The sequence below is a fragment of the Lysinibacillus sp. NPDC094403 genome, assembly GCF_050278745.1.
GTDB lineage: Bacteria > Bacillota > Bacilli > Bacillales_A > Planococcaceae > Lysinibacillus.
This window is the reverse complement of sequence record NZ_JBNNTL010000001.1, coordinates 360333-375908: the sequence shown is the minus strand read 5'-3', so window position 1 is coordinate 375908 and position 15576 is coordinate 360333. Positions and strand designations below refer to the sequence as shown.

Annotated in this window: 10 protein-coding genes; 1 reads left to right on the top strand and 9 read right to left on the bottom strand. The window is 38.8% G+C overall.

Translation table 11 applies throughout. The features are described from left to right. Positions 1 to 157: 157 nt before the first annotated feature. The 3 genes from ACQKMV_RS01640 to ACQKMV_RS01630 form a co-directional block, all read right to left on the bottom strand. A complete protein-coding gene (locus tag ACQKMV_RS01640) occupies positions 158 to 1735 on the bottom strand; it encodes a peptide chain release factor 3 (protein WP_427502098.1) in 1578 nt (525 codons plus the stop codon). Positions 1736 to 2041: 306 nt separating this feature from the next. Continuing rightward, positions 2042 to 3508: a UDP-N-acetylmuramoyl-L-alanyl-D-glutamate--2,6-diaminopimelate ligase gene (locus ACQKMV_RS01635; protein WP_427502097.1), complete on the bottom strand. Its 1467-nt coding sequence runs from the start codon at positions 3506 to 3508 to the stop codon at positions 2042 to 2044. A 450-nt stretch (positions 3509 to 3958) separates the two neighbouring features. Next, the gene (locus ACQKMV_RS01630) at positions 3959 to 5347 is read right to left on the bottom strand and encodes an aldehyde dehydrogenase (RefSeq protein WP_427502096.1); all 1389 of its coding nucleotides are present in this window, start codon (positions 5345 to 5347) and stop codon (positions 3959 to 3961) included. A 217-nt stretch (positions 5348 to 5564) separates the two neighbouring features. Here ACQKMV_RS01630 and ACQKMV_RS01625 point away from each other — a divergent pair, with 217 nt between their 5' ends. Further along, entirely contained in the window at positions 5565 to 5720 is a 156-nt protein-coding gene (locus ACQKMV_RS01625; RefSeq protein WP_427502095.1) for a hypothetical protein, read from the top strand. Positions 5721 to 5897: 177 nt separating this feature from the next. Here ACQKMV_RS01625 and ssuE read toward each other — a convergent pair whose 3' ends face one another. The 6 genes from ssuE to ACQKMV_RS01595 form a co-directional block, all read right to left on the bottom strand. Continuing rightward, positions 5898 to 6431, bottom strand: a complete 534-nt coding sequence (gene ssuE, locus ACQKMV_RS01620) for an NADPH-dependent FMN reductase (protein WP_427502094.1) — start codon at positions 6429 to 6431, stop codon at positions 5898 to 5900. 379 nt (positions 6432 to 6810) lie between these two features. Continuing rightward, positions 6811 to 8148: a dihydrolipoyl dehydrogenase gene (lpdA, locus tag ACQKMV_RS01615; protein WP_427502093.1), complete on the bottom strand. Its 1338-nt coding sequence runs from the start codon at positions 8146 to 8148 to the stop codon at positions 6811 to 6813. Between the two features lie 1249 nt (positions 8149 to 9397). Further along, positions 9398 to 11491 (bottom strand): catalase, encoded by a 2094-nt coding sequence (locus tag ACQKMV_RS01610; protein WP_427502092.1) that lies wholly within the window; start codon positions 11489 to 11491, stop codon positions 9398 to 9400. A 415-nt stretch (positions 11492 to 11906) separates the two neighbouring features. After that, positions 11907 to 13403: a glycerol kinase GlpK gene (glpK, locus tag ACQKMV_RS01605; RefSeq protein ID WP_427502091.1), complete on the bottom strand. Its 1497-nt coding sequence runs from the start codon at positions 13401 to 13403 to the stop codon at positions 11907 to 11909. Between the two features lie 405 nt (positions 13404 to 13808). Next, positions 13809 to 14612 (bottom strand): MIP/aquaporin family protein, encoded by an 804-nt coding sequence (locus ACQKMV_RS01600; protein ID WP_427502090.1) that lies wholly within the window; start codon positions 14610 to 14612, stop codon positions 13809 to 13811. A 153-nt stretch (positions 14613 to 14765) separates the two neighbouring features. Continuing rightward, entirely contained in the window at positions 14766 to 15323 is a 558-nt protein-coding gene (locus ACQKMV_RS01595) for a glycerol-3-phosphate responsive antiterminator (RefSeq protein ID WP_427502089.1), read from the bottom strand. Positions 15324 to 15576: the final 253 nt, after the last annotated feature.

The window sequence follows — 15576 nt, the reverse complement described above, 5'->3', positions numbered from 1 at the left end:
CCCAGTCTCCACTCCAATCAACTTATATATTTATACATTCTTCCCTAGAGACTTTTCATTCAGTCTTAAATTTCCTAATACTGTATATATTCTACATATAGCTCCAATTTTCCTTGTAAAAAAACACGAATCGCAACATGTCGATTCGTGTTTTTTATTATAAAAGGCTATACAGTTTAATGTTTTCGTTTTTATCAGCGAACCAACGCATAGCAAACTCATTTTCAAATAGGAAAACAAGATTATCAAAACGGTCTTTTACAAGCATTGAACGACCTGAAGACATCGATTCTTTAACATCTTCTTCGTTTTCAATCCATCTTGCAATTTTCGAACCAATTGGCTCCATCTTCACTTCAACATTATATTCGTTTTTCATACGATGCTCAAAAACTTCAAATTGTAATTGACCAACTGCTCCCAGAATAACTTCTTCTGTATGCAATGTTTTATAATATTGAATGGCGCCTTCTTGCACTAATTGTAAAATCCCTTTATGGAATTGCTTAGATTTCATTACGTTTTTAGCAGTTACTCGAACGAATAGCTCTGGTGTGAACTGCGGCAATTTTTCAAATTGGAATGTCTTTTTACCACCTACAACTGTGTCACCAATCTGATAAGTACCTGTGTCATATAAACCAATAATATCACCAGCAACAGCTTCATCTACAGTTTCACGGTCATCAGCAAGGAATTGTGTAGATTGTGTCACTTTGAATGATTTACCTGTACGGGATAAAGTCATGTTCATGCCACGCTCAAATTTACCAGATACGATACGTACAAAGGCAATACGGTCACGGTGAGCAGGATTCATATTCGCCTGAATTTTAAAGATGAAGCCTGAAAACTCTCCATGCTCAACTGGATCAATAAATTGTTCATCCTCAGTAATACGAGGCTGTGGTGTTGGTGCAAATTGTAAATAAGTTTCAAGGAATGTTTGCACACCAAAGTTTGTTAAAGCTGAACCGAAGAAAACAGGTGTTAATTCACCACGACGAATTTTTTCTTCAGAATACGCATTACCCGCTTCATCGAGCAACATTATGTCGTCCATCGCTTGTGAATAATAAGAAGTCACCTTCATTGGGTGCTCGATTGCAAGTTCCCCATTATCATCAATTGGCAAGAAACGTTCTTCTTCTTCAGTACGGAATTGCTCGATACGTTTATTGTAACGATCATAAATACCTAAAAACTCTTTACCCATACCGATTGGCCAGTTCATTGGGTAAGCGTTAATGCCAAGTACTTCCTCAAGCTCTTCAATTAGCTCAAGTGGCTCCTTCCCTTGACGGTCTAGTTTATTGATAAAAGTAAAAATCGGAATACCACGCATTTTACAAACTTTGAATAGCTTTAAAGTTTGTGCTTCAATACCTTTGGCAGCATCTACAACCATGACAGCACTATCCACCGCCATTAATGTACGATACGTATCCTCCGAGAAATCTTGGTGACCCGGTGTATCCAAAATATTGACACGTGAACCACTATAATCGAATTGCATAACTGAAGAGGTTACAGAAATCCCACGTTGCTTTTCAATTTCCATCCAGTCAGATGTTGCAAACTTACCTGATTTCTTTCCTTTTACCGTACCGGCATCACGAATCGCACCACCAAATAGTAAAAGCTTTTCTGTAATCGTCGTTTTACCAGCATCAGGGTGACTGATAATGGCAAAAGTTCGACGCGATAATATATCTTTTTCTAAATTTAAATTCATCTCGTCATTCTCCTTTTTTCATACTTAATAATAATAAAAGAAGACTTGCCTCTCTTACAACCTTTTTACATGAATTCCCCAAAAAAGAGGTTTCGATCTTGGCGAGGCATAATGTATAGCTTCCTCAAAAATCTCGATGGCTGCACTCGATTGTAAACATCGTGACATTCACCAAAAGTACCCAAAAAGAAAACCCTTTAGTACTAACTAAAAGGGTTCTCTAAGTATGGGGAACTTGCCGCATTATTGCATGCATTGTGTTCACACTATCAAGTACGCTCTAATATCCTCATTGGAGATCATATATTATACAAATTTTAAGTGGCCAGCTTCTATTGCAATATCTGCATCACTATGCGGATATTTAGTATTCTCAATAATTTGGTAATCTTCATGGCCTTTACCAGCAAAAATAATCATATCCCCTGGTTCAGCAATCTCGATTGCATGACGCACTGCCTCAGCACGGTCTCCTATACATGCATAATGCTCATGTAGCATCCCTTTGGCAAGATCACCTGTAATACTATCGTAATCTTCATAGCGTGGGTCATCTGTTGTTAAAATAACGTAATCAGCGGCTGACGCCTTTTCTGCCATCGCTGGACGTTTCGATTTATCACGATTGCCACCTGTACCAACTAGGAAAATAAGCTTGCCTTTTTTATATGGTTGGGCTGATGAAATCGCTTTTTCAATTGCGTCAGGTGTATGTGCATAATCAATAAAAATCTGCACAGGTAAATCTGAACAAACTTTCTCCATGCGTCCCTTTACTGGTGGCAATTGCTCAATTTGCTCAATGATTGATTCCATTGAATAACCACGACCATAAAAAGCAACCATAGCAGCCAGCACATTGTATATATTAAATTCCCCAAGTAAAGGCATTTTCACATGGTATATTCCCTCTGGCATATCAACGTCAAAAGATGTCATGAAATCATGATATTCACAGTTAATAGCTCGGAAATCAGCTGTTTCATTTTTTAAGCCATATGTCCATACTGGAAATGGTGTCATCGCTGCATAGCGCTCTGACCAAACATCATCAGCATTTAACACTACCATTTTATTCTTTTCTAAGTCTTGTCCAAGTTGAGAGAATAATAAGCCCTTCGCATGGCCATATTCCTCCATCGTCCCATGGAAATCAAGATGATCATGTGTAAGATTTGTAAAAATGGCTACATCATAATCTACGCCAGCTAGACGTCCTAGAGCTAAACCGTGTGAAGAAACCTCCATAGTCATTAATCGGCAGCCTTCCATTTTTGCACGGAAAATCATTTGTTGAGTCGATAATGCATCGCTTGTAGTATTTGCTGACTCATATAAAATACCATTTAAATTAAAGCCAATTGTTCCTGATTGTGCAGATTTCTCGCCCATACCATGCATTATATTTTGAATAATACCCGATACTGATGTTTTTCCATTTGTCCCTGTTACGCCAATCATTGTCATATCTTTCGATGGATAGTCAAAAAACTTTGCAGCTAACAAGCCAACTGCTCGATCCGTATCTTTCACAATGACCTGCGCAATATTTTCACCTAATGGTAAATGTCGTTCAGTCACAACAATTGTTGCGCCACCATCAACTGCTTTCTGTGCATAGTCATGACCATCTACTGTATAACCTTTTATACAAACAAACATACTATTTGGTTGCACACTTCGCGAATCAATTACAATATCACTTACTTGGTCAGGTAACACTCCAATTATTTTTTTCAAAGGTAATGCATTCAACAATTCCTCTGCATACATTTCATAGTCCTCCAATCAATCTCTTACATTCATTTCATCATTTGTTGTTTATTCGACAAAAAATGACAATATGAATACCCCCACATTCTATTGAATTTATTTTACTACTTATTCGCTCATAAATAAAATGTCTCTTAAGATGTTTTTTAAATGAAAACGCTATCATTTTGATATATCTTTAATATTTCACTGAAATTTAGCTTATCACCATCACGTGGGGTTGATTTCCGTTCCGGCAGGGCGCTTTTCTGGGGGCGTCCAGCTGGAACGGAAATCAACTTATATAAATAGCATCTCCAATTATTAATCTAAGAGCCGAAATTTACCTGACTTATCAAAAATCAACATTTATCGACAATTGTAACTGATTCATGTATGAAGCTTGGTTAATGTGACTACTAAAAAAGTGAAGCGTCAAAGATCTTTTAGTGATCCGACGCCTCCTTTTCACTATTTCATAATAGTTCGCACAAGCTTAACCTTTTGTTTATAAGGGGGAAAGAGGACATTCGTCTCTAGCTTCGAAGATTTTTTTAATATAGATTTTGGATGGGTAAAGTTTTCAAAGCTTGCCTTCCCATGGTATGCTTTTACTCCTGATGGCCCGACACCGCCAAATGGTAAATGTAAATTTCCTACATGTGTAATCGTATCATTAATACATCCGCCACCAAATGGTAATTCCTCTAAAAAGTACTGGATAGCTTTCTCATGCTCTGAGAAAAAATATGCCGCTAAAGGTTTTGGTAACTGACGAATTTGATGAATGGCAAGCGGTAAATCATCGTACATCATCACAGGTAAAATCGGACCAAATAGTTCATCCTGCATCGAAGGACTTGACCATTTTACATATTCAACAATTGTAGGCTCAATATACAAATCATCACGATCTGTTCTACCACCAAATGTAATTGCATCACGTTCTTCTACTATAATTTGCTGTAAGCGATCAAACTGTTTTAGATTCACAATACGGCCGTAGTCAGGACTTTTTAATGCATTTTTGCCATAGAAGGAACGAATAGTCTCTTTCAATATTTTCATAAATCGTTCATAGACATCTTTATGGACAAAGACATAATCTGGTGCCACACAAGTTTGTCCAGTATTTGCGAATTTACCCCACGCAATTCTTTTCGCTGCTACTTCTAAATTGGCTGTTTGATCGACAATTGCGGGACTTTTCCCACCAAGTTCTAGGGCAATTGGTGTTAATCGTTCCGCTGCTGCCTTTGCAACAACTTTACCGACTGCTACACTCCCTGTAAAAAATATATAGTCAAAGGATGCATGAATAAGTGCCGTCACTTCTTCTTTTTCACCTTCTACAACTCGCACATAGGAAGGATTAAACGTTTCTTCAATAATTTTTTTAACGATTGCTGCTGTATGCACAGATGTTTCTGATGGTTTTACAATAGCCGTATTACCACCAACAATTGCACCAATTAAGGGCTCCATTACAAGCTGGAATGGATAATTGAAAGGACCAATGATTAATGTTACTCCATATGGTTCTCTTACAATAAAGCTTTTTCCCATCTGGTATTGAATCGGTGTTTTTACAGCTTTTGGTTCCATCCATTCTTCAACATGCTTTACCAAATAAGAAATACTATCTAGAACAATGCCAATTTCTGTTGCATATGCCTCAAACTCATTTTTTCGTAAATCTAAATATAGAGCATTCAAAATTTCTTTTTCATATTTTAAAATGGCTTTCTTCAATTTTATTAATTGTTCTTTTCGAAATTTTGTACTCTTCGTCGCTCGTGAAAAATAAAATTGACGTTGTTCTGTAATCATATTTTCTACATCTTGTGACGTAAAATTCATAATAAAAGCACCCCTTTTTTAAAATGGCATACATAGTTTTTTCATTTCGAAACAAACTATCTTTGTCTATACGATACAACATTGACAACCAAATTTCCTCTTTCTTAAATCGGTGGGATGAAAGTATGTAAAAAAAGTTAGAAGAACTGTTGATGGTTTTGTGATTATGAGAATTTTACAACTACATATTGAAAAATTGAAACGGGGGCGTAGATGAATGACAACAACAACAGGAACTTGGTGGGAGTCTATTTTTTCTGGACCATTGGCGCACGGTATTTGTGAAGAAAAATTACTGCTATTGCAAGATGAGGCTTTCTTATATCTCACTACAATACCGGGTGAAGAAAAAGAAGAACCTGAAGTATATTAATCATAGCGCGTTATAGGGGGGCCTTTCCTATAATGCGCTATTTTTTGTACTTCATATCTCATCACCAAAAATTGTGGATGTCATTTGTTTAAACTTATGCCGTTTATATAAGTTGATTGGAGACTAGGCGACTCCTTGGGGATTATGGTAATGGCTAACTTCATACTTAATGATTTTTCAGTTTACAAATACAATTTGCTGTAATTGTTTTAATTCTACATCAAGTCGGTTGATAGCTTCTTCTTCGATGGCAAAGCTTCCATCTTCAAGCCGAATAATCTGTTTATCAACAATATAAACAGAATGTGCAATAGTTGTAGCTCCTAATACAGCTAAAACTGGTTTTAATGCATATTCTAATGCGAGTAAATGTCCAATAGAGCCACCTACAGCAATTGGTAAGATGATCTTTCCAAGCAATGCTTTCTGCGGCAACAAATCTAAATAAGTTTTCAATATTCCTGTATATGAAGCTTTATAAATGGGCGTCAAAATTACGATAATATCTGCTTCTTCAACCTGTTTATTTTCTGAAATGACGGCCTCACTTGAAAAATTTGCCGTAATTAAGTCCTTAGCAGGTAGTTCATGTACATAATTTGTGTGTACCGCTATTCCTTGCGCTTGTAAGTAGTTTTCCACCTTTTCATGAATCGCCGTTACGCGTGAATTTCTCGAATTACTGCCATTAATAATAACTGCTTTTATCATATTAGCCACTCCTTTAAGCTATATATTTGCCAATTCTTTCCGCATAAAGAGAACCTTTAGTCAGTAGAGATCACTGATTTGGATCTTTACCAATTTCGTTTTTACAGGAAGTTTATCTTCCACCAAACTTTTTCTATCGGTACAGATAAATTACTGCCTGTTAATGGAGATAGAAAAGGGCTCCTATATTTACGTCGGATGGATATCTGTTACGTAAATTAGAAGCCTCTAGATGTCTAGTCAACTTTTTAATACCAAGTAATTTTATAAATTTAATTTAACATAATAACATACAAAGTCAATAGGTTTTAAAAAATCTACATTCCACTAACGAGAGGGTTAACCTTCCGTTTCCGTTAAAGAATGTAGATTTTGATAGTTATTGGTGAATGGCTTTATTAAAGATACCTTTTGCAGCATCCCCAATATGCTCTGATACTGTAGGATGTGGGAAAATCATATTTGCGAGAGTATGGACAGTACCACCAGCATTTTTAGTAGCTAAAATAGCATTTAACATTTCTGTTGCCCCATCAGCAACAACACAAGCTCCTAAAATACGTCCTTCCTTTTTCGTCGCAATAAGTTTTATAAATCCCATTGTATTTCCTTCCATTAATGCCTTGGGATTTGTATGTAAAGGCATTTGAGTCACCGTATAAGGTTCTTTTACCTGCTCTTCTAGTAAACCAAATGTAGCAATTTCAGGATGTGTATAAACACAGCGTGGAATCGATGTTTGATCAATTTGTGCTGGTTTATTTCCTAAAATATGATCTACAACATAAATTCCCTCAGCGCTCGCCGAATGAGCAAGCTGGTAACCACCAACTAAGTCGCCTATAGCATAAATATGTTTCTGACTTGTTTCAAGACGCTCATTGACAGCAATCAATCGACCATCGAATGCTAGACCAAGTTGCTGAGCTATTTCTGTATTCGGGCGTCGACCTGTTGCAAATAAAAGATTTTCATATGTATAAATTCCTTTAGATGTATGAATTTCATTGCCATTAAAATGCTCAAATTGGAAATCCATCACAAGCTCAATACCAAGCTTTTTCATCTTTTCGCGAATAAGTGGGCGTGCATCAGGCTCTTCTGTCTGTAAAATATCCTCACTATGATTCAGCACCGTCACCTTTGTTCCAAGTGGCGCTAAACTAAATGCCATCTCTACTGCAATAACGCCTCCACCGATAATTGTTAACTGCTTTGGTAACTCTTTGATATCAAAAAAAGTATCCGTTGTATAATAGGAAGACGTCTCTAAGCCTTTAAATGGTGGTACAAATGGTTTACTTCCGGTTGCCAAAATGATATCCGTTGCAGTAAAGGTCTCACTACCAACAGTTACAGTTAAATCCTTAGCTACTGCCGCTTCTCCTCGATAAAAGGTAATTTGATTGCTTAAAATATAGCCCTCAATATTCGATAAAAGCTCATCAATAACGGCATCCTTACGTTTCATCAATCGTTGAAAACTCACATTTACTGTAGGAGTTTCAATACCCCAATCATTACCACGTTTTATCTCTTGAATGAGCTTACTATGCTCCAATAAAATTTTCGAAGGAATACAGCCAACATTATAGCAGGCCCCTCCTACTTTATCGCGCTCTACTAAAGCGACCTTCTTACCATTTTTCGCTGCATGAATAGCTGCTACATATCCTCCAGGACCTGCACCAATAATTGCAATATCAAATTTTTCCACGAAATTCACCTCATTTACCACCATAGCATTTACAAAATTTGAATGCAATGCCATGTAATTTATAGGGAATTCAAAAAAACATTCCATCTCCCCCTACATCTTCAGCCATAAAAGGAGGATAGTATGCCAAAAACATTATTATTGTTAGTATTTGTGGTGCTAGCTGTCAGGAAAAGCAAGCCGTGAAACCTCCATCTATTGAAAAGTATTTACAAACTGTAACTGCGCAACATAGGGAATTTCTTTATGAGATAAAAAAATCTCTCACTATTCTTAATAGAACAATGAGAGACTTTAATTATAAGTATTTTCTCTTGCTTCGCGCGGGTATTCACTCTGCACGCGGGTATTCGCTTTGCACGCGGGTGTTCGCTTTGCACGCGGGTGTTCGCTCTGCTTCCGCGGGTATTTGCTTCGCTTCCGCGGGTATTCTCCGGCTTCGCGCGGGTATTCACTCTGCTTCCGCGGGTATTCTCCGGCTTCGCGCGGGTATTCGCTTTGCACGCGGGTGTTCGCTCTGCTTCCGCGGGTATTTACTCTGCACTCGGGTATTCGCTCTGCTTCCGCGGGTATTTACTCTGCACTCGGGTATTCGCTCTGCTTCGCGCGGGTATTCACTTTGCTTCCGCGGGTATTTACTCTGCTTCCGCGGGTATTCACTCTGCACTCGGGTATTCTCCGGCTTCGCGCGGGTATTCTCTTCGCTTCCGCGGGTATTCACTCTGCACGCGGGTATTCACTTTGCTTCCGCGGGTATTTGCTCTGCACGTGGGTATTCGCTCTGCTTCTGCGGGTATTTACTCTGCACGCGGGTATTCGCTCTGCTTCCGCGGGTATTCACTCTGCACGCGGGTATTCACTTTGCTTCGCGCGGGTATTCACTCTGCTTCCGCGGATATTCGCCTGCTTCCGCGGGTATTCACTCTGCACGTGGGTATTCACTTTGCTTCCGCGGGTATTTGCTCTGCACGTGGGTATTCGCTCTGCTTCCGCGGGTATTTACTCTGCACGCGGGTATTCGCTCTGCTTCCGCAGGTATTCACTCTGCACTCGGGTATTCTCCGGCTTCGCGCGGGTATTCTCTTCGCTTCGCGCGGGTATTCACTCTGCTTCCGCGGGTATTCTCCGGCTTCGCGCGGGTATTTACTCTGCACTCGGGTATTCGCTCTGCTTCCGCGGATATTCGCCTGCTTCGCGCGGGTATTCGCTTTGCTTCCGCGGGTATTTACTCTGCACTCGGGTATTCACGTTAATAAATATTTCGCTCCCAAAAGCGTTGTTGGGCAATGGCATTTACAAATTTTTTAGCGAAATCTTTGTCGCCAGTTGCCAATACAATTCCTGGCCCTACATTGGCATTAGACATATTAAAAAATGTCGTTCCAGATGTAGCTATACCAATCGGTTTGTAATGTCTATACGCTTCATTGATATAATTTACAATATGCGAATTAAACTTTGCCTGATTTTTTGCTTTTACGCCTACAACGTATAACGAGTCAAATAGTACCGCATCAGTAGTAATAAATGTGTCACTTGCTGTTAACTGTACGCCATCATTACTAGTAACAACCCCTAATCTGTCGGAAATAATACTGTATCGAACACCCTGTCTTGTTAAATATTTCAGCATTTCTCCAACTTCATTTGCATCAAATCCATTACCTATTAGCACGCCTACTTTAAGTGTTTGTGGCATTTTTATTGTATTAGCCTGGCTAAGTGCAGGTGATGATAGCGTGACATTTATTTGCTCTCCTTTTGGACGATTAACACCAATATTTTCGGCCACAGTCGTTGCCATTGCTTTATCAACACGGACAAACATATCGACAACCTGTTGGCGAACGGACTTACTTTTTACCTTCCCTACCTCAAAGCTAAAGGCATCAATAATATGCTGTTTTTCCGGAGATGACATACTATTCCAAAACAGCCTTGCCTGTGAGAAATGATTTTCAAACGATTTACTACGTGCTCGTGTGATACGTCCTTCAACCTTTTCTTCATAATGAACAAAGCCACCTTCCCTTGCAGTAGATGTTGACGGGGAATTATTGGCCAAGGAATTTTTATGATAGCTCACTTTTCCTACATTAATAGTCTGTCGACTAAAGCCATTGCGCTGATTGTTATGAATCGGGCAAACAGGTCGATTTATCGGTATTTCTGCAAAGTTTGGCCCTCCCAGACGTATTAGCTGTGTATCTAAATAAGAAAATAGCCGCCCCTGTAAAAGTGGATCATTTGTAAAATCTATGCCTGGTACAACATTTCCAGGATGGAAGGCGACTTGCTCTGTTTCAGCGAAAACATTATCTACATTGCGATTTAAGGTCATTTTCCCAATCTTTTTAACTGGCACTATCTCTTCTGGCCAGAGCTTAGTTGCATCCAAAATATCAAAATCAAATTTAAATTCGTCCTCTGGCTCAAGCATTTGTACACCAAGCTCATATTCTGGATAATCACCAATCTCAATTGATTCCCATAAATCACGGCGTTGAAAATCCGGATCCTTTCCAGCAATAATTTGTGCTTCATCCCAAACGAGTGAATGAACACCTAACACAGGCTTCCAATGAAATTTTACAAATCTCGATTTTCCTTTGTCATTGACGAAACGGAATGCATGAACACCGAAACCCTCCATCATTCGAAAACTTCTAGGTATTGCTCGATCCGACATATGCCACATAATCATATGCGCAATTTCCTGATTGTTCGCTACAAAATCCCAAAATGTATCGTGAGCTGAGGCTGCTTGTGGCATTTCATTGTGAGGCTCAGGCTTTACCGCATGAATTAAATCAGGAAACTTAATAGCATCCTGAATAAAAAAGACAGGTATATTATTTCCAACTAAATCATAATTGCCTTCATCTGTGTAAAATTTCGTCGCAAAGCCACGAACATCACGTGCAGTATCCATCGATCCTAAGCTTCCAACTACAGTTGAAAATCTAACAAATACAGGCGTTTTCTTATTAGGGTCCTGTAAAAAGCTTGCTTTTGTATATTCCCCCATCGATTCATATAACTCAAATTCTCCATGTGCTGCAAAGCCCCTCGCATGTACAACGCGTTCTGGAATACGTTCATGATCAAAATGCGTTAGTTTTTCTCGAAAGTGAAAATCCTCCATAATAGTTGGCCCACGAACTCCAGCCTTCAACGAATCCTCATCATTCGAAACTTTTAGCCCCTGATTCGTCGTCATCTTTTTTCCTTCATTATCGACACGAAACGGCTCTAGCTGCTGATCCTTCGCATTTTCGTCTAAATTTTTGCGCTGATTCGACTTAGATTTATCCACGCAATCCCCTTTCGTTCCAATACTCATGAATCTCAATATACACTATATGTTTTTTGGGAATAAACATGCTTCGAGGCGTTGCTATAGAAGAACTTTATCAAAAAATGATTTGAGGTTAACATTGTAAAGGCAGTGAAAGTAATCTAGCATTTTATTTAAAAGAGGAGAGAAAAATATGAAGTCTGAAATAGGATATGCTAATGGGATATCTATTAGTTAATGGATACTAAATACTCCTTCAAATCTGATAAATATTTTGTTTTTAAATTACGACAGGATCCTCGATATTGCAAATTAATTTCATAATACTACCCTATATCGTTTACCTAAAACAAAACCTTGATTGGCAAGTGAAGTGACCCCAGTTAGATTTTTGTCTAACAACTTGGATCCGCTTCAAATTAGCCTATCAAGGTTTTTTCATCACTATTCAGCTATCTTTTTATTTAAATGCTTGAGCAGCTGCCACAGCTTTTTTCCATCCTGCATAGATTTCTTCACGATGTGAATCATCCATATTAGGTGTGAATTGACGATCTAAATTCCAATACTCACCGATTTCATCAGTTGATTTCCAGAAGCCAACTGCTAAACCTGCTAAATACGCAGCGCCTAAAGCTGTTGTTTCGTTAATGACCGGACGATCAACAGGGACATTTAATAAATCTGATTGGAATTGCATTAAGAAATTGTTTGCTACAGCACCACCATCTACACGTAATTTCGTTAGTGGAATATTGGCATCCGCTTCCATTGCACCAAGTACGTCTTTTGTTTGATAAGCTAACGATTCTAGTGTCGCACGTACAAAATGTTCTTTAGAAGTACCGCGCGTTAAGCCGAAGACTGCACCTCGTACATCAGAATCCCAATAAGGTGTACCTAGACCAACGAATGCAGGAACTACATAAACACCATCAGCCGACTCTACACGTGCAGCATATTGCTCAGACTCAGAAGCAGAACGGAACATTCGTAAGCCATCGCGTAACCATTGAATAGCAGAGCCAGCTACGAAAATACTTCCTTCTAAAGCGTAAGTAACCTTACCATTTAAGCCCCATGCAAGCGTAGTTAATAAGCCATTCTCTGATTTTACTGCCTTTTCACCAGTGTTCATCAACATAAAGCAACCCGTACCGTAAGTGTTTTTAACCATACCTTCTTCGAAGCAAGCCTGACCGAATAGAGCAGCTTGCTGATCACCCGCAGCCCCTGCAATTGGAACAGCTGAACCAAAGAACAGAGCTTCCTCCGTATATCCATACACTTCTGAAGAAGGACGAACCTCAGGAAGCATAGAAGCAGGGACGCCTAAAATATCTAATATTTCCTCATCCCATTTTAAATCATAAATGTTATACATTAATGTACGAGAAGCATTTGAATAATCTGTAACATGGACTTTACCACCTGTTAACTTCCATATTAACCACGTATCAATTGTACCGAATAATAAATCGCCCGCTTCTGCTTTTTCGCGAGCACCTTCAACATTGTCTAAAATCCATTTTACTTTTGTACCTGAGAAGTATGCATCGATCAATAAACCTGTTTTATCACGGAATAAGTCATTGTAACCATTTTCTTTCAATTCCTCACAAATTGCGTTTGTTTGGCGTGATTGCCATACAATCGCATTATAAATTGGTTTCCCTGAATGTTTATCCCAAACAACAGTTGTTTCGCGTTGGTTTGTAATACCGATCCCAGCAATTTGATTTGAATCAATATTTTTTGCAGAAAGCACTGTAGCGATACAAGAAAGAATAGAAGACCAAATTTCTTCTGCGTGATGTTCAACCCATCCCGATTGCGGGAAATATTGTGGGAATTCTTGTTGTGCGACATGGAGAATGCTCCCATTTTCATCAAACAAAATAGCACGTGAGCTTGTTGTACCTTGGTCCAAAGCTAAAATATATTTTTTTTCTGACATCGGACATACCTCCAAAAATTTTAATTTCTTTCAGCAATTATTTTCTGTAGCGAAAGCGAAGCGTCAGCTAACAAAAGTCCCCTACCTCTATAGGTAGTGAGATGAATGCGGATTTAAGCTCTTTTCAGCGGGTGTCCAAACACCTGTACCTGTCGCTACGCTTTCGGCACAATAGATACCTGCTGAAAAAAGTTAAGCCTCCGGCGGATGTCACGGAATCGGAAAGGAGCTCTTAGAGGATGTTAGCCTAAAATCATCGCATCCATGCGATAACGGCTAACTGACCTGCATCGGTAAAAACGCCACATCCTGTGGCATTACGAAATGACCGACATCGTGTCGGCCCTCGTGCAGGCCTAAGCACAAAGCCGATTCCAGACGCAATTATGCCGAGGCATAATTGATTTACTCTTCACTTTTAACATTTTTCACTGTCATTTGAGCACTGATAAAAATAATAACTACGATAATAGCAAACACCCAAAATGCGATACTATTTTTCCCTTCAAAAATTTGTTGGAAAAATAGGGCACCAAATGTACCACCGATAATTGGACCTACAACTGGAATCCATGCATATGACCATCCTGAGTCACGTTTACCTGGGATTGGTAAGAAAAAGTGAGCAATACGTGGACCTAAGTCACGTGCAGGGTTAATTGCATATCCAGTAGGACCCCCTAATGCCATCCCAATGACTACAATAAGCATACCAACTAGAAATGGATTTAAACCATCAGTAATTGTATTTGTTCCTAATGCTAGAATACCTAAAACAAGTATAAATGTACCAATCATTTCTGAAATTAAATTTGATAATGGATGTTTAATAGCAGGCATTGTTGAAAATACAGCCAGTTTCGCATCTGAATCTTTCGTGCCTTTCCAATGTGGTAAATACATAAAATAAACGAGTACCGCGCCTAAAAATGCACCAATCAATTGTCCAGCAATGTAAGTAGGTACGTCTGCCCACGGAAAATTACCGATTGTAGCAAGCGCGATTGTTAAAGCAGGATTTAAATGAGCCCCACTAATACCACCAACAGCATATGCAGCCATAGCCACAGCTAGACCCCAAGCGAATGTAATCACTACCCATCCACCGCCAAAACCTTTCGATTTGTGCAGTGACACACCTGCAACAACACCACCACCGAATAAAATCAGAATCATCGTACCGACCAGTTCAGCTGTAAATGTTGACATACAAGAAGCTCCCCCTTTGTTTATAGTAAAAAATAAACCCACACTTAAACAATCTGCACGTTGTAATGCAGATGAATAAATGTGGGTTCCTTTTCCTAACCACGTGCTTTTTAACTTATGTACATTGTAGAGAAAATAATATACATAGTCAACCTATTTTTCGAAATTTTCCCACAAGTTTTTATTTGATGTCGTAATAGCTACTGCCCCAGCTGATAACGCTTCATCTATACTTTCACCAGTGCGGACTAGTCCACCTGTAATAACAGGGATTTTTGTTCGCTGGTGTACTTCTGAAATCATTGAAGGAATGATACCTGGTAATAATTCAATATAATCGGGCTTTGCTGATTCAATCATTGAAAAGCTTTTTTCAAGCGCAATAGTATCAATTAAAAAGACACGCTGAATAGCGATAATCCCACGAGATTTTGCTTTTATTAACATATTCGATCGAGTGGAGATTATACCTGCCGGCCGGATATCATTGCATAAAAAATCAGCTGCAAAATTATCCGTTTTTAAGCCATGAATTAAATCTGCATGAATAATTAATTTTTTACCATTACGATCTGCTTCTCGTTTTATTGACATGAGCACACTAATATGCACTTCTAATAGAACAATGTATTCGAATCGACTATTTAATACTTCATCAAATTGCTTTACTGTACGTGCAGCGGGAATAATTTGTTGATTATTGAAATTCATTTGATTTCCCCTTTATATCAATTTATGCCTCGGCATAATTGTGTCCGGAATCGGCTTTGTGCTTATGCCTGCAAATGTTTTTTGTGTGAAAGCGTAGTGCTAACGCAGCGGCAGCAACCTGTCTTTGACTGAGTTCTTATATTTCAGCCGATGTTTTTTGTACCGAAAGCGTAGCGACAGGTACAGATGTTTTTTGCGCGACAGCGTAGCGTCAGCAGCAGATGTTTGGACACCCGCTGAAATAAGTTAAAAA

Bases quoted from the DNA above. Each gene is read 5' to 3' on its own strand.
- ACQKMV_RS01640 (WP_427502098.1), bottom strand. From the start codon at position 1,735: ATGAATTTAAATTTAGAAAAAGATATATTATCGCGTCGAACTTTTGCC.
- ACQKMV_RS01635 (WP_427502097.1), bottom strand. From the start codon at position 3,508: ATGTATGCAGAGGAATTGTTGAATGCATTACCTTTGAAAAAAATAATT.
- ACQKMV_RS01630 (WP_427502096.1), bottom strand. From the start codon at position 5,347: ATGAATTTTACGTCACAAGATGTAGAAAATATGATTACAGAACAACGT.
- ACQKMV_RS01625 (WP_427502095.1), top strand. From the start codon at position 5,565: ATGACAACAACAACAGGAACTTGGTGGGAGTCTATTTTTTCTGGACCA.
- ssuE (WP_427502094.1), bottom strand. From the start codon at position 6,431: ATGATAAAAGCAGTTATTATTAATGGCAGTAATTCGAGAAATTCACGC.
- ACQKMV_RS01610 (WP_427502092.1), bottom strand. From the start codon at position 11,491: ATGAGTATTGGAACGAAAGGGGATTGCGTGGATAAATCTAAGTCGAAT.
- glpK (WP_427502091.1), bottom strand. From the start codon at position 13,403: ATGTCAGAAAAAAAATATATTTTAGCTTTGGACCAAGGTACAACAAGC.
- ACQKMV_RS01600 (WP_427502090.1), bottom strand. From the start codon at position 14,612: ATGTCAACATTTACAGCTGAACTGGTCGGTACGATGATTCTGATTTTA.
- ACQKMV_RS01595 (WP_427502089.1), bottom strand. From the start codon at position 15,323: ATGAATTTCAATAATCAACAAATTATTCCCGCTGCACGTACAGTAAAG.